Raw genomic sequence first — 17059 nt, 5'->3', positions numbered from 1 at the left:
TCGCTGTTCGCAATGCCACTTGAAACTTCGTTTCAAGCAGGTAAATGGCATGGCTCACTGCGACAAAACCCTGAACGCCCCTCTTCGCTTTTCTTATTGTCTTACAAAGTTGTTTGCGTAGATGTAGGCTAGGGCGGAGGCTTTTAGGATGTCGTAGTCGATTCCTACTGCGTTGTATGTGTTGTTTGTCAATCTGTCTGTAATAGATACATACACTTGAGCTTGAGCATCTACTCCTGCTGTAATGGCGTCTAATTCATAAGAATTGACGATAATTTCATGGTCAAAAATTTGATCAATTGCTGCAAAAACTGCCTCGACAGAACCTTTTCCATTTGCCTTAGCAGACTTCACTTCACCCGTTTCAAAACGAACGGCAATGTCTACTTCTTGAGTGCCTCCTGCATGATAGCTGAAATTCAATTCTTCTAGTTCAACACCTTTTGCTTTTTCAATTGTTTGCCCTGTGAGCAATGCTCGCAAATCTGTATCTGAGATATTATTTTTCTTATCCGCCAAATCTTTAAAACGAATAAATGCCTCTTTTACTTCTTCTTCTGACAACGTATAACCTAGCTCTTTGAGTTTTTCCTTGAATGCATGGCGACCTGATAGTTTCCCAAGTGGTAAACTTGATTGAGCAACTCCTACCATTTCTGGTGTAATGATTTCATAGGTATTCGGATTTTTCAAGAAACCGTCTTGGTGAATACCGGACTCATGTGCAAACGCATTGCCTCCGACCACCGCTTTATTTTTAGGAACGGAAATTCCAGAAAAGCGTGAAATCAAATCACTTGTGTTTTTTGTTTCTTTTAAATTAATCTGTGTTTCTTGCCCGTAATAATCTTGGCGAATTTTCAATGCAACTGCCACTTCTTCAAGAGCTGTATTCCCCGCACGCTCACCCAAACCATTAATCGTTCCTTCCACTCGACGTGAACCATTTTTGATTGCCGAAAGAGCATTTGAAACCGCCATACCCAAATCGTCATGACAATGCGAAGAATAAATGATTTCTCGGTCGGTTTGAACATTTTCAATCAAATAACGGAACAATTCTCCATACTCCTGCGGATTGGAATATCCTACGGTGTCTGGTATATTAATCACGCTCGCTCCTGCATCCACCGCTGTTTGTACAGCTTTAAGGAGAAAATCCTTCTCTGACCTTGTCGCATCTTCTGGAGAAAATTGAACAATTTCAAATTTTTCTCTTGCATAGCTCACGTGTTCCTTGATTGAGGCAATCACTTCATCAGGTGTCATTTTTAACTTATATTCCATATGAATCGGACTTGTAGCAATAAACACATGAATTTGCGGAAATTTCGCCTCTTTTAATGCCTCAAACGCTTGGTCTATGTCATGTTTTACAAGTCTCGCAAGTCCTGTCACCGACATTTTAGTCGCCACTTTCGCAATTTCCTCTACCGCTCGAAAGCTCTCACGTGAGGACGCTGGAAAACCTGCCTCAATTACATCTACCCCCCATTTTTCCAACTGAAGTGCGATCGCAACCTTTTCTTCTGTTGAAAAGCTCACCCCCGGTGTTTGTTCTCCGTCTCTTAGTGTGGTGTCGAAAAATTGAATTTTTGTCATTTTAGTTTTCTCCTTCGTTCATTCGTTTTTTTGTTTTTGTATTCCTTGGTAAAATCATAAAAAGTATAAAAAGAAAACACCCTAGTCGTCTGAATAGGATGTTTTTTTTGCATCCTATCAAGCAAACGCCGAACAGGACCCGAAAGATAGAATTTTAAAAAATTCTACTTACGAGTCCTCCGTCAATAATAAACCGTTATTATTAACTACTGCGTTCATGATATACCTCCTAGAATGCTCTGTTTATTGTTATATCTATTATACCTTATTTTTAAAATCTGGCAAGTAATATTCTAAAAATTTTTATTTTATTAGAATTTAGCATAGAAAATTTCCTTTGGAGATGTTCTTTCCAACAAACGAAAACGCAAGAAAGAATAAACACATGATACTCAAGGATAGAAAAAATAAAGAAAGCAAGTTTGAAACAACCTGCTTCCTAGAGTAAATTCTTATCCATTTTTAACCATTTCTCATACTAAGTTCCACAAATATCCCCTCACAACTCCGGAAATACATCATCTTCAAATTTTTTAGTAATAAGCATTTCGATTTCTTTTTTGTAAGGTGCGTAAGTGTCTTTTTTGTCCTCACTTCTTTTAATCCAAGGTGTTTCCAAAATTTTTGGCAAATCTTTCAGTTGAGGATGATGAACAATTTTGCAAAGTGCATCAAAGCCGATTGTCCCAAAGCCAATGTTTGCGTGACGGTCTTTGGCTGAGCCTTGCACATTTTTAGAATCATTGATATGCAAGACTTTCAAGCGTTCTACTCCGATGATTTTGTCAAATTCATTTAGCACGCCGTCAAAATCCTCACGTATATTGTATCCTGCATCATTTGTGTGGCAAGTGTCGAGAGTAACGGACAATTTTTCATTTAGGCTCACTCCGTCAATAATCGTCGCAAGCTCCTCAAAACTTCTACCTAGCTCTGTGCCTTTTCCCGCCATTGTCTCAAGAGCGATTTGTGCTTGCTGATCTTTCGTCAACACTTCGTTTAACCCTTTGATAATTTGCTCTAATCCCGCTTTTACTCCTGCACCAACGTGAGCACCCGGGTGAAGTGTAATTTGTCTTGCTCCAAGAGCCTCTGCTCGCTCAATCTCTTCACGCAAAAATTGAGTCGCAAACCCGAAATTTTCTGGCTTAATCGTATTTCCTAGATTGATAATATACGGAGCATGGACAACGATTGTTGAAATGCCCACTTCTTTCATCAACGCATTACCCGCCTCAATGTTCATTTCAGCAATTGCTTTTCTACGTGTATTTTGCGGTGCTCCAGTATAAATCATAAACGTGGAACTTTTATAGCTTGCAGCCTCTTCAACCGCACCTAAGAGCATTTTTTTCCCACTCATGCTCACATGGCTACCTATTAACATAAGGATTCCTCTCCCTCACTTGTTCTCTTGATAAATTTTAAAATAAACGTTGTACCAACACCAAGTTCGCTTTCGACTTCGATTTTCCCTTTGTTTAAATCCATTAATTGCTTGACAATGGAAAGCCCTAAGCCACTTTCGCCTGTGGTATTTTTTCTTGACGGATCCGCTTTAAAATAACGTTCCCAGATGTTTTTCATACTTTCTTCGTCCATACCAATTCCTGTATCTTGAACGGTCAAAATAGTTTCCAATTCATTTTCTGAAAACGATAAGGTAATCGTTCCGTTTTTCGTAAATTGAATGGCATTGTTGACGAGATTGACGACAATTTGCGTAAAACGGTCTTTATCTGCAAACATCATCATTGGTACACTTGTGGTAAAAATCAACTCATTGTTTGCTTCAAGAGCTGCTGACTCCATTTGTACCAAAATATTTTGCACCACTTCGCACGCATTAAACGTCGTTCGTTTGAGCGTAATTTGTCCCGTGCGAATTTTTTCATAATCTAAATTGTCCTGCACTAAACGAATTAAACGATTGGTTTCATTTTTCATCAAGATAATCGCATTTTTCTTCTCGTCCTCTGGAATCATGCCATATTCAAAACCTTCAAGTAAACCGTGAATGGTTGTTAGAGGGGTACGCATTTCATGCGAGGCATCTGCCATAAATTGCTTTCTCCTCTCTTCTTGACGCAAAATTTCCTGTTCCGAGTCTGAAAGAGACAGAGCCATTTTATTGAAATCCTCTGCTAACTCGGTTAACTCATCGTTTCCTTGAGGTGAAATATTAATACAAAAATTCCCTTTTGCAATTTCATTTGTCACCTTACGAAGTCTTTGAATACGCTGAATATGCACTTGTGAAAATGTAAGCCCGAACAAAAAGGCGAAAACAATTGAAATAAAGAACCCCTTGATTAAATTGATAATTTGCGGTTCCAAGCGTTCCTTGATATAGTGCGTAGGTTGCGTTACAACCAATGCACCATATAATTTCATTGTCTCATTCGTCTTTTTGTAATACGGCACCATTACATAGGCACGCTCATCTTTTTTCAAGAAAAAATCTGTTGGCAAAGTTTTAGATATACTATCTCCCTTTTCCAACTCTTGCCAATCTCTTTTAGTGATTACTTTTCTCGCTTGTTCTTCCTCTATGCCAGAAGGAAAAATAACATGATTGTCACGCATAACGAAATAAAGATTAACTTCTTGATTTTTCAATATTGTCTTTGTCGTCTGTAAAAATCGAACAATCGTGCTTTCTCGCACTTCACCGTAAATTTCATCATGCTCTTGAGAATTTTTCTGAACACTTTGAGCATATCTGTAAAGATCCGCATAATTATTTTCTTTTAGCGTTTCTTTCGTAAACTGCTGAAAACTAATGCCTACTACTGATAAAGTCAAAACCGTTAAAAGAAAAGACATTGTCATAAACTGATAAAGTAATTTCACCTTTTTCTCTCCGTCGCACTACAAGTCAACAAGTACGCATTCTCACACTCATTTTGTTTCATTTTCATCAAGTTTAACATCCGTATCATCAAACATATAGCCTACCCCCCAAGCCGTTTGAATGATTTTACTTCCTACTTTTCCTAATTTTTGACGTAATTTTTTCACGTGCGTATCAACGGTACGCTCATCGCCATAAAATGAATAATCCCAGACTAATTCTAAAAGTTGCTCACGAGAGAAAATTTTCTTTGGTTTTGTTGCAAAAAAACTTAACAATTCAAATTCCTTTGGTGTCAATTTTTCAGTTTCCTTGCCATTTACATAAACTTCACGTGTATTCGGGTTAATTTTTAGCGTTTTGGTCTGGATGATTGGGGCATGGTCATAGTCATCTTGAGCGACTTCTTGAGATGTTTGGTGAGCAAAATTCTCATCCAACACCTCACGTCGGCGGTGTAGTGCTTTTATGCGAGCAATCAGCGTAATCGGCGAAAAAGGTTTGGTCACATAGTCATCTGCCCCGACTTCAAACCCTAACACTTGATCACTATCGGAGTCACGTGCTGTTAGCATGATAATTGGTACTGTTTTGGATACTTCACGTATTCTTCGCCCGACTTCTATGCCGTCCATTAATGGCAAATTCAAATCCAGTGTGACAATATCCCACGCATTTGGCTCTTTCAAAAAAGTATTTAATCCCTCTTGACCGTCTTGAGCAAACGTAACATCCCAACCCTCATTTTTAAAGAACATTTTCATCATCTCTCTGACAGAATTATTGTCCTCAACAATTAATAATTTCATTTGTCTAGCACCCCTCATATTTTCTACACTCAAATTTTACCACAAAAGTAGGCTTCTACGCTACGAAACCTGTTTTTTTCTTGTATTGAATATTATAAACTATCCCTTTTATGAAACTGCAAATAAATAACATCTTCATTATTGAAAATTGCTTGAAAAGAGAATGAGCATCGCACGAAATTCCTTTACAAAATTTTCATGCGATGCTCCGATTTTTATGCTGTAATTTCTTTCACTTTTGCCTCGAATGCTGCGAGATTTTCATCTGCTTTTTCTTGTGTTTGGGCATTAGTTGCAAGGTAAAACTTGATTTTCGGCTCTGTTCCACTTGGGCGAACAGCAATCCATGAATTATCCTCAAGAGTGTATTTCAAAACATCACTTGCTGGTGTCGTTAATTTTTCTACACTACCGTCTGCACCTGTGCGTGTTAAGGCTTTGAAGTCCTCTGATACCGCTACTTTTATACCACCAAACTCACTTGGTGCTTGTGTGCGGAATTTTGACATAAGTGCTTTAATTTTTTCACTGCCGTCAATTCCAGAAAGGGTAACTGAAATTGTTTTTTCAGCAAAATAGCCGTATTCTTTATAAATGTCTTGAACACCGTCATAAAGTGTTTTGCCAAGAGATTTATAGTACGCTGCTACTTCTGCAGTTAAAAGTAAGGCTTGAATGGCATCTTTGTCACGTACAAATGGTTTGATAAGATATCCATAGCTTTCTTCAAAACCAAACATATACGTATTTGAGCCAGTATCTTCAAATTGCTGAATTTTCTCAGCGATAAATTTGAATCCTGTTAGCACATTCATCATTTCGACATTGTAGCTTTCTGCAATTTTTGTTGGCAATTCACTTGATACAATAGATTTCAAGACAGCTGCATTTGCTGGCAACGTACCTGCTTGTTTGTGTGCCTCTAAGATGTATTTCACAAGAATCGCCCCAATTTGGTTACCTGAGAGCACTTGATACTCTCCGTTTGGCAAGCGAACAGCTACACCCAAACGGTCTGCATCTGGGTCTGTTGCGACAAGCACATCTGCTCCTTCTTTTTCACCAAGTTTGATTGCAAGTTCAAACGCTGAATGTTCTTCTGGGTTTGGTGATTTCACCGTTGGAAAATCGCCGTCTGGCGACGTTTGTTCTTCTACGACAGCAATTGAAGTAAAACCAGCCTGTGCTAGAGCTTTACGTCCAAGCATTTCTCCAGTTCCATGAAGTGGTGTGTAAACAAGTTTCAAATCACGTCCTACTTCATCAATCAATTTTTGGTTAATCGTAACATCTTTAATAAGTGCAAGGTATTTATTATCAATTTCTTCGCCAACAATTTGAATAAGTCCAGCTGATTTCGCTGTTTCTTCATCCGCCACTTCAATTTTCAATGGATTTTCAATCGCACGTACAAATTCTGTTAATGCATCAGCATCATGCGGTGGCATCTGTCCGCCGTCCTCACCATAAACTTTGTAGCCATTATATGGTGCTGGATTGTGGCTTGCCGTAATCATAATTCCTGTAAGTGCATTTTGCTCACGCACTGCAAAAGACAATTCTGGCGTTGGACGTAGGCTCTCAAATACAAATGAAGGAATATTATGCTGAGCCAATACACGTGCTGCCTCCATGGCAAATTCCGGTGACATGTGACGTGAATCATACGCAATTGCCACGCCACGACGTGCCTCTTCTCCTTTTGTTTCCATTAATCTGGCAAGACCTTCTGTTGCTTGACGAACAGTATAGACATTCATGCGGTTAATTCCAGCTCCAAGCAAGCCACGCATACCTGCTGTACCAAATTCTAATGGTGCGTAAAACGCATCTTCTAACTTGTCCTCTTGCCCGTCCAAAGCGAGCAATTCTTCTTTTAATTTTGGCTCTAATGCTTCTTCATTTAGCCATTGTTGATAAACCACTTTCCAACTCATAAGCACACCTCTTTATCTTTAGTATTCATTGATACGTTTGCCAAAAAAAATTTAGACAAACGTATCAATAAATCTTTTTTTCTTTTTATCTATTTTATCATTTTTATTTCTTCATGTGTTGTTTTAGCAAAGAAAAAGTGAAATTTTTTTATGAATCTATTGAACAAAATGATATGTTATAAAGAACGTATGGATAAAACTCCATTCGATAGAAACATAACGTCTTGGCAAAACGTTTTTTCTAGTGTTGTCACTTCTACAACTGAAAACCCCACGTTTTTATAAATCCGTGAGGCTTTAGCTAATCTTTTTACTCCGATAAATACAACTTCACACGATTCATCGTTTGTTTCGTGCCGTCTTTGACTGAAGTTTCACCTGTTAAAATATCGTCCATATTTTTAATAATAATTTGAAACAGAATCTCATCAACATTGTTTGGAGTGTTGAGTTGCTCAAGTTTTTCTATCCATTTGTTTACAGTTTCTTCTGTGAGCTCGCCAAACGGAACTTTTACCTTTCCGCCTGTTTCCGTGCGAACTTCCTCGATATTTTCCGTCAAAGTTGCTTTAATTTGATTGGCAAATGTTTTCTTATTCATTGGCAAACCAGAGATCGCCTCGAGTGAATCTTGCGTTTCATTTGCAATTGCCAAGTTTAAAAATTCCATTGCCTCATCTTGATTTTTACTTGATTTTACAATGCTCAAACTATTTCTAGGAATGAAAAACATCTTTTCTTTGTCACGTAAAAACGTTGTCGGATAATTTTTCACTTTGTCAGCCAATTCGTAAGACTTGATATCATCTATAACACTCAAATAGTCAAAGGAAGTTTGCGTTTCTCCTGTTGTTACAAAAGATACTCCTCCACCTAGGAGAAGAGAAATATCCGATTCATTCACTTTTTTCGTCTTTTCCACTTCTTTCATATTCACTAAACCGTAAAGTTTTTTCATATTTTCATAGAAATTTTCAACATCTTTTTCAGAAAGATTTTTTCCTTTTGGTGCCATATAGCTACGATAAAAAATAGTGTTCAAATTATTATAATCCCAACTTCCAAACACAGGTGTTTTACTTGATTTTGACAATTTGACAAGTGAATTGGTCATATCATCCAATGTTTTCGTTTCTTGCTCTACTCCATTCGGTGCATACATACAAAATGCCCCAAAAACTAACGGCAAGCCATAGTATTTTCCGTCTTTTTCATAAGTAGTTAAAACGTTTTGGAAATTATCCCCCGTTTTATTTTTCTCAATCACTTCTGTAATATCGGAAAATATCTTTTGATTTTGGTATTTTTCAACATTCAATCCGTCCAATACCAGAATATCAGGAGCATCTCCAGAGGCAAGTCTTGCATTCAATTTCTTCAACGCCTCATCTGTCGGAATTTCATTATTCTCAGAGCCAATTTCTAACTCCACATCTACATCTTCATGCTTACGCTGATACAGGTTAATCACTTGTTTCACCGCACGATTTTTAAAACCGTCATCTTTCAAAGTATAGACTTTTAGCTTTTTGCTCGCTTGTTTTCGCTCGCCTTTCGCCTCATATCTGATCAATTTCCCACCTTTTCCATCGTCAGTTACGACCAGAAAAGCATCCTTTCCATACGGCAAAATCTTTGAAATAGAGATAGAGACATCTCCGAGCATTGTTTTACTTTTATCAAACAAAATTTCCTGTTTTTCCCCAGTTACTCGGTAAAAATGTTTGTCATTCGCACAAAAAAACGTATCCTTACTATTTTTCAAAATCCCAAAAGCAGCAGGTTCACCCATTTTTCCTTCAGACAATTTTACCATTTTGGAAAACGGAGCACTCGCTTTTTCTTTTTTGCCAGTAGAAATAGAAACTTGCTCACCCTTTCCACTCATTACTACATAAAGAGTATCCTTTGCCACTTCTTTCCCTAAAATCATATCTTTTTGACTGTAAATTTCTGTCTCTTTTCCTGTTTTAATATCAACAAAAAATGTTCCTCTTTCCCAACTTGTAAGCAAGAGTTTTTCATCATTTAACTTATCAATTGTATACGCTTTTTCTTTTTTAAGCGTCTCATTAACACTTTCACTAACAGGTTTCAACGAAAAATCTTTTTCAAGAAAATAACGTTCTACCGTTGTATTTTCTGGATCTTTCTCAGCTTTTTCTTTCTCCCACATCTGAACAAAACCTGTTCCATCATTTGCTAGACGAACAGTGCTATCCATTCCTTTTTCTGACAACCGATTGGTATAATCCGCCAATTTTTCCCAGCTATTTCCGTTATCCTTTGATTTCCAGTAAGATAATTGAGTGGCATCACTATTCCCTCCAATCAAGAAAAGCGTGTTGTCCTCACTTTGCACGACATCCTCGATAGAAGTTACACCCTCTGGCAAAGTAACTACACTTTCTTGATACGCCACCTTCGTTCTTTCTGGTTCACTCGCCTTTTTCTCCGTTTTTCCCTTCTCCTGCCCACAAGCTGTCAACGTAAAAATCGCCAGTAAGCAAAGAAAAAATACTTGCATTTTCTTCATAATTGTTCCCTTTCTTTTTTTTGACAATGCCCCTACATTATCATTATATCTTGCAACCAACTCACATTTCTCCATTTTCAAACTAAGAAACCCCTTTCCAACAAAATATCATAATGACTTGTAAAATACAAGAGATTCGTTGATTTTTCTGTCCATATCTAAAAACTCTGGTTAAACCAAAGCTAACTAATTTTGGCTTAACCAGAGTTTTTAAAGTTCCCATATAACTAAACCCAACATCACCATATTTCCCCATAAACAAACATCAACTTCCAGTACATTCCTCAACGCAAAGAGAGAACTTTCCTTTCTTCAAAAAGTCCTCTCTCGCTCAAGAAAATAGAGCGTTCCAATAGTTCAGCCGATAAATGCAATCGCCTCAATCTCGACTTTGGCTTGTGCGGGCAATTTCGATACTTCAAAGCATGAACGAGCAGGTGGATTGCTTGGGAAAAAGCTCGCATAAACTTCGTTCATATCCGAAAAATCGCCAATATTGTCTAGCAATACAGTTGTTTTGACGACATTTTCCAATGTTAAGTCTAGCCCTTTTAAAATAAGCGAAATATTTTCCAACGCATATTTCGTCTGTTCTTGAATACTTTCTGCTAACTCTCCTGTTTCTATATTGATTCCTAATTGCCCAGACAAATAAACCATATTTCCAGCAATATTTGCATGAGAATACGGACCTAATGCGTTTATTTTCTCATGATTGTAGATTTTTTTCATCTTTACCTCCTTCATTTAGAGAAAAACATTTGCAGATTTCTCTTTGATTTGAAAAGAAATCTGCAAATATTATTAACTGACTGTGATTTAATCGAAAATATTTTTCAATTTTTCTTTTAAGAGCAATCGGTAAAAAATATATATTCCACTACTTGTTCGAATGAAACTTACTATTTTTAAAGTTGTGAGATGTTGTTTGAGATAACTATCTAGATAATAATGTATCAGAAAAACGGCTACTATCCAAAGTAACAGTATAAACAACCACTTTTTTACCATAATTTTTTTCTAGTTATAAATTTTGAACATATCATCGTCGTCTGCTTTTGTAAATGGCATTGCTTTACGCAATTCTTCACCGACTTTCTCGATACCAAGATTTGCTGCTGCTTCACGATATGCTTTCATTTTCGGGCTACCTGCTTTGTAATCATTTACGAAATCATTGGCAAATTTACCAGATTGCACGTCAGCAAGCACTGCTTTCATGTTTTCTTTCACTTCTTCCGTAATGACACGTGGGCCTGCAACGTAATCTCCAAATTCAGCTGTGTTAGAAACAGATTGACGCATTTTTTTGAAACCACCCTCGTAAAGTAAGTCTACAATCAATTTCATTTCATGTAGTACTTCAAAATAAGCAAGTTCTGGAGCATATCCGCCTTCTACAAGCACTTCAAAACCAGCATTCATAAGAGCTGTTACACCGCCACAAAGAACTGCTTGTTCACCAAACAAATCTTCTTCAGTTTCTTCTTTGAAACTTGTCTCAAGCATACCCATGCGTGCTGAACCGACACCTTTCCCCCAATCCATCGCAATGTCACGAGCATTTCCTGTCGCATCTTGATAAATTGCGAAAAGTGCAGGAACCCCTTGTCCTTCTTGGAACGTACGACGTACTAGGTGACCCGGTCCTTTTGGAGCAAGCATGAACACATCCACATCTTTAGGTGGTGTAATAAAGCCGAAATTAATATTAAACCCGTGAGCGAAACCAAGAGCTTTTCCTTTTGTCAATCCAGCTTCAATGTCTTCATGATAAAGTTTTTCTTGAATTTCATCAGGTGTTAAAACCATGATAATATCAGCCTTTGCAACTGCTTCTGCTACTGGATACACTTCAAAACCATCTTCTTTTGCTTTGTCAAAAGATTTTCCGGGGCGAATCCCGATGATGACATCATGCTTTGTGTCACGCAAATTTTGTGCATGAGCATGACCTTGCGAACCGTAGCCGATTACTGCAATTTTTTTCCCCTCTAACGCTGCTTTTTCTACATCTGCTTCATAAAACATTTTAACCATTTTGTATTCTCCTTTATATTTTTAAATTGATTGGCATCTGCCAGTGCTACATTGAAACTTGTAGTTCCCTCTAAAAATTCAAAATTGAATCGTTTTTTAGAGTTCCCTTTATAGTAAAATCAGTCAAGCTGAATTTATCTATCAAAATTTTAAACTTTTAACGAAATTTCTCTCGTTCTATCGTCAACCTCTAGTACATAAATCATACGATTGAGCTGTTTCATAATATGCTCTGCCTCATATTCATCGTCTACTTCAAAAGAAAAAGTAATTTGTGAAAGACCTGTTTGAGCGATTTTTTCTACATAGAGCGTTTCGATATTTACTTGATTTCGGCTAATGATACAGGTAAAGCGATTCAAAACACCCGTTTCATTCCGAACTTTTGCACTAAACAATTTCTTCATCTTCGCACCTCTTTCGTAAATGTCTATTCTTTTCCTTTTATTCCAAGCATTTCATGATTTGCCTTTCCTGCTGGTACCATTGGCAACACGTGTTCTGTCGAGCTTGTAATTACCTCGATAAAGGTCGGCACCTCTTTAGCTAACGCAACTTTCAATTCACTTTCCAAACACTCGTTTTTCTTTATCAAATAAGTGTTCAAACGATATGCCTCTGCCAATTTTTGAAAATCAGGCTGTTCCTCTTTTGAAAAAGTAGACTCGCTCTTGCGATTGCCATAGAAACATTCTTGCCATTGTCTCACCATTCCAAGTGAACGATTGTTCAATAAAATAACAGTAATCGGCACTTTGTAATAATTCAAAATCGCAAGCTCCTGATTGGTCATCTGAAAACCACCGTCTCCGACAAAAAGAATCACTTTTTTATCAGGATGTGCAATCTTCGCTCCAATTGCCGCTGGAATACCAAATCCCATGGTACCTAAACCACCACTTGTGATAAGCTGTTGTCGCCTTGTAAAAGGATAAAATTGTGCCACCCACATTTGATGTTGACCTACATCTGTTACGATAATCGTATCGTCATCCGTTAAGTGTTCCACCAATTCAACCACTCGCTGAGGCTTGATTTCTCTCGTTTGTTCCCTGTCATACTCAAATGGAACGATCGCTTTATTTGTAGCTGTAATCTCTAGCCACTCACCATGCTCAAATTCCACTTGCTCAAGTGCCAACAAGCTAATCAATGCCTTTTTCGCATCACTGACAATTGGAATATCCGTCTCAATAATTTTCCCAATTTCCACTTCGTCAATGTCAACGTGAGCCACAACTGCGTTTTTCGCAAATTCTCTCGGATTACTTGCTACACGGTCATCAAATCTTGAGCCGATATTGAGTAGAAAATCACATTCAGTAATCGCCATATTTGCTGCATAACTCCCGTGCATTCCTGCCATTCCTAAAAAGAGCGGGTGTTCATGTGAAATTGCTCCTAAACCAAGCAATGTCGTAACAACAGGAAGTTGATATTTTTCAACAAATAATTTCAGCTCCTCTGTCGCATCCGCATAATTCACCCCACCACCAGCAAGCACTAACGGGCGTTTCGCCTGTGAAATTGCTTGTAAAATCTTGCTAAATTCCTCTGGTGTTCCTACTTTTGTCGACTCATACGTTGGTGTATCAATTTTCACCTCAAAAAATTCTTCGACTTCTTCTGTTGCCACATCTTTTGGCAAATCAATGACAACAGGTCCTTTTCTACCTGTTGAGGCAAGAAAATATGCCTCTTTCACCACTCGAGGAATATCTCTGGCGTCTCCAATTTGGTAATTGTGCTTCGTAATCGGTGTCGTAATGCCAATAATATCCGCCTCTTGAAAACCGTCTTTGCCAATGCTAAATTGATTGACCTGACCTGTAATAACAAGCATTGGTACCGAATCACTAAGAGCATCAGCAATGCCTGTAATCGTATTTGCCGCACCGGGTCCACTCGTAGCAATGACCACACCAGCTTTTCCTGTTGCCTTGGCAAATCCTTCTGCTGCATGAACTGCACCTTGCTCATGTCTTGTCAAAATATGCTGTATAGAATGACTATAAAGTGCATCATACAAAGGCAAAACAGTTCCTCCCGGATAACCAAACACGGTATTCACTCCGAGCGATTTCAAAGTATCCAATAACAGCTCCGAGCCATTTTTCTTTTCATTTAACGGATGAATTTTTCGTTGAATGCTCAAAATCATCCCCTCCTTTATTCAAATTCTTTCGGCAAACGTAAAACGCCACCTGTATTTGCGGATGTCGTAAGTGCCGTATAACGAGCCAACCAACCTGTTTTTACTTTCGGCTGGAATTTCGGACGATTTTCCTTACGTTTTTCTAATTCCTCTTGGCTAAGAGAAACATTTAGCGTTCTGTTGGTTAAATCAATCACAATTTCGTCGCCGTCTTGAATTAATCCAATTTCACCGCCACTTGCGGCTTCTGGGGAAATATGTCCAATAGCAATCCCACGAGTCGCACCAGAAAATCGACCGTCTGTAATCAATGCAACTTCTTTTCCTAGCCCTCGACCGACAATTTTAGAAGTTGGTTCAAGCATTTCAGGCATACCCGGACCACCTTTTGGTCCTTCGTAACGAATGACAATCACATGACCTGCCTTTACCGTACCGTCATCAATTGCTGCCACCGCATCATCATGCGAATCAAAACAAATCGCTTTTCCTTTAAAAACTTTAATACTGCTATCCACTCCGCCTACTTTGATAACAGAGCCGTCTTTTGCGATATTCCCATAAAGAATCGACAAACCACCCACTGGTGAATATGGATTGCTCAAAGGATGAATGATTTCTTCGTTTAAAATCTCACAACCTTCGACATTTTCACGAATTGTTTTCCCTGTAACCGTTGGTCTATCTGGGTGAATTGCTCCTGCCTTGACCAATTGATTGATAATCGCAGGCACACCACCCGCCTCATGCACGTCGTGCATTGAATACTGCGAGCTTGGTGCGATTTTTGACAAATAAGGTACACGTTTCGCAATTTCATTGATTTGAGCTAAATCGTACTCAATCCCAGCCTCGTTGGCAATTGCCATTGTGTGAAGAACGGTATTCGTTGAGCCTCCCATTGCCATATCAAGTGCAAAAGCGTCATCAATTGCCTCTTTAGTAATAATATCTCTAGGTTTTACATCTTTTTTAATCAATTCCATTAAATGTTTTGCCGCTTGACGAACCAATTCTTTGCGTTCTTCTGAAACAGCGAGAACTGTTCCATTCGTTGGCAGAGCAACACCTAAAATTTCCATGAGACAGTTCATAGAGTTTGCGGTAAACATTCCCGCACATGAGCCACAGCTTGGGCAAGCATTTTCTTCCATGTAACGAAATTCTTCTTCGCTCAACGCACCAGACTTGAATCCTCCAACTGCCTCAAACATACTTGAAAGCGTGATTTGATGTCCTTTTAAATCCACACCTGCTTTCATTGGACCTCCTGAACAAAAAACAGAAGGAACATTTGTACGAACGGCTGAAAGAATCATACCGGGTGTGATTTTGTCACAGTTTGGCATATAAAACACACCGTCAAACCAATGGGCATTAATCACCGTTTCAGCAGCATCAGCAATCAATTCACGACTTGGCAAGCTATAACGCATTCCGCTATGCCCCATGACAATTCCGTCATCTACGCCAATTGTGTTAAACTCAAATGGAATCCCACCAGCCTCACGAATCGCCTCTTTTGCCACGTCGGCAAGTTCTCTTAAATGCACGTGTCCCGGTACAATGTCTGTATAAGAGTTACAAATCGCAATAAACGGCTTATTCATATCCTTTGCATTTTTTACTTGACCTGTCGCATAGAATAAACTTCTATGAGGTGCTCGGTCAACACCTTTTTTCACCATATCGCTACGCATACTATTTCTCTCCTCAATCATTCTTGTAATGTATTTAATAATAGCAGATTAAATCAAAAGTGTATAGAGTGTTTCGTTTTGTTGCAAGTCAATATAATTAGCATCAAACTCTTTTAATTTTGCTACTAAGGTTGAAAAACTCTCTTTTTCGTTTAACAAAATACCTACCAATACTGGACCTTTGCCACGACTTCCCTTTTTAACATATTCAAATCTAGTGATGTCATCATTTGGTCCTAAAATTTCATTTACAAAAGTTTTCAACGCACCCGGTCTTTGCGGAAAGTTAACGACAAAATAATGTTTCAATCCTTCAAAAATCAAATATCTTTCTTCGATTTCATTCATGCGAGAAATATCGTTGTTTCCGCCACTAATTACGCAGACGACCGTTTTCCCTTTGATTTCTTCTTTGATACTCTCAAGTGCAGAAACACTCAAAGCACCAGCTGGCTCTGCAACGATCGCAAGTTTTGCGTATAATTCCAAAATCGTGCCACAAACTTGCCCTTCGTCTACTGAAATCACATCATCCACATATTTTTTTGTGACTTGATATGTCTTTTCACCAACTTCTGCAACTGCTGCACCGTCAACAAATTTTTCAATTTCCTCTAAATTGACAGGGCCTCCTGCTTTGATTGCCGCCTGCATACTTGCAGCACCTTTTGGCTCAATGCCTAGCACTTTTGTTGCAGGTGAAATGTGTTTTGTGTAAGTAGCCAAGCCACTAATCAACCCGCCTCCGCCTACTGCACCTAAAAGATAATCCGCTTGAATATTCTGTTTTGCCAATTCATCAAAAATTTCCACTGCAATTGTTCCTTGACCTGCAATAACGTATTCATTGTTAAATGGATCAATGAACGATTTGCCATTATTTTTCGCAAATTCTTGAGCGGCAGCAGCACTTTCATCAAAAGTATCCCCCGTCAAAACAATTTCAATAAAATTTCGACCGAAAAATTCAACTTGCTGAATTTTTTGTTTCGGTGTCGTTGAAGGCATGAAAATTGTCGCAGGAATTTGTTTATTAAAGCACGTAAACGCCACTCCTTGAGCATGATTTCCTGCACTCGCACAAACAATCCCACTTTTCTGCTGTTCCTCAGAAAGTTGCTCAATCGCACAATACGCACCTCGCAATTTAAATGAGCGAACTTTTTGCAAATCCTCCCTTTTTAAATAAATTTGTGCCTCATATTTCTCCGATAAATACTGGTCATATTGCAATGGTGTTTTATTTACGACCTCTTTTAATACTTCATATGCTTTTTCAACATTTTGAAAAGAAAATTCATTCAAGATAATTCCTCCTTTTTCTAGCTGTGAGGGGCAGGAGTTGGGGCGCTGTTCACAATGCCACTTGAAACTTCGTTTCAAGCAGGTAAATGGCATGGTTCACTGCGACAAACTCCTGAACGCC

At 38.4% G+C, this 17059-nt stretch carries 12 protein-coding genes; all 12 read right to left on the bottom strand.

What is annotated here, in order from left to right; translation table 11 throughout:
• Positions 1-93: 93 nt before the first annotated feature.
• Positions 94-1602: a 2-isopropylmalate synthase gene (locus B5D30_RS12500; RefSeq protein ID WP_078808408.1), complete on the bottom strand. Its 1509-nt coding sequence runs from the start codon at positions 1600-1602 to the stop codon at positions 94-96.
• A 499-nt stretch (positions 1603-2101) separates the two neighbouring features.
• Positions 2102-2989 (bottom strand): deoxyribonuclease IV, encoded by an 888-nt coding sequence (locus tag B5D30_RS12495; RefSeq protein ID WP_078808407.1) that lies wholly within the window; start codon positions 2987-2989, stop codon positions 2102-2104.
• Positions 2983-4455 carry a sensor histidine kinase gene (locus tag B5D30_RS12490; protein ID WP_078808406.1) on the bottom strand — a complete coding sequence of 491 codons (1473 nt, stop codon included), beginning with the start codon at positions 4453-4455 and terminating at the stop codon, positions 2983-2985. Before B5D30_RS12490 ends, B5D30_RS12495 begins: the two co-directional genes overlap by 7 nt.
• Positions 4456-4503: 48 nt before the next feature.
• A complete protein-coding gene (locus tag B5D30_RS12485; RefSeq protein ID WP_078808405.1) occupies positions 4504-5265 on the bottom strand; it encodes a response regulator transcription factor in 762 nt (253 codons plus the stop codon).
• 215 nt (positions 5266-5480) lie between these two features.
• The gene (locus tag B5D30_RS12480) at positions 5481-7202 is read right to left on the bottom strand and encodes a phospho-sugar mutase (RefSeq protein ID WP_078808404.1); all 1722 of its coding nucleotides are present in this window, start codon (positions 7200-7202) and stop codon (positions 5481-5483) included.
• A 310-nt stretch (positions 7203-7512) separates the two neighbouring features.
• The gene (locus B5D30_RS12475; protein ID WP_159443335.1) at positions 7513-9798 is read right to left on the bottom strand and encodes an ABC transporter substrate-binding protein; all 2286 of its coding nucleotides are present in this window, start codon (positions 9796-9798) and stop codon (positions 7513-7515) included.
• Positions 9799-10095: 297 nt separating this feature from the next.
• Positions 10096-10470 carry a RidA family protein gene (locus B5D30_RS12470; protein WP_078808402.1) on the bottom strand — a complete coding sequence of 125 codons (375 nt, stop codon included), beginning with the start codon at positions 10468-10470 and terminating at the stop codon, positions 10096-10098.
• A gap of 288 nt (positions 10471-10758) precedes the next feature.
• A complete protein-coding gene (gene ilvC, locus B5D30_RS12465) occupies positions 10759-11778 on the bottom strand; it encodes a ketol-acid reductoisomerase (protein WP_144399610.1) in 1020 nt (339 codons plus the stop codon).
• A gap of 149 nt (positions 11779-11927) precedes the next feature.
• Entirely contained in the window at positions 11928-12185 is a 258-nt protein-coding gene (locus B5D30_RS12460) for an ACT domain-containing protein (RefSeq protein WP_078808401.1), read from the bottom strand.
• Between the two features lie 23 nt (positions 12186-12208).
• On the bottom strand, positions 12209-13927 hold the full coding sequence (ilvB, locus tag B5D30_RS12455) for a biosynthetic-type acetolactate synthase large subunit (protein ID WP_234984678.1): 1719 nt from the start codon (positions 13925-13927) through the stop codon (positions 12209-12211).
• Between the two features lie 20 nt (positions 13928-13947).
• Positions 13948-15633, bottom strand: a complete 1686-nt coding sequence (gene ilvD, locus B5D30_RS12450) for a dihydroxy-acid dehydratase (RefSeq protein WP_078808399.1) — start codon at positions 15631-15633, stop codon at positions 13948-13950.
• A gap of 48 nt (positions 15634-15681) precedes the next feature.
• Positions 15682-16938, bottom strand: coding sequence for a threonine ammonia-lyase IlvA (gene ilvA, locus B5D30_RS12445; protein ID WP_234984677.1), 1257 nt, complete (start codon positions 16936-16938; stop codon positions 15682-15684).
• Positions 16939-17059: the final 121 nt, after the last annotated feature.

Source organism: Pilibacter termitis (assembly GCF_900167335.1).
Classification (GTDB): Bacteria; Bacillota; Bacilli; order Lactobacillales; family Streptococcaceae; genus Pilibacter; species Pilibacter termitis.
This window is presented reverse-complemented; position numbering and strand designations above follow the sequence as displayed.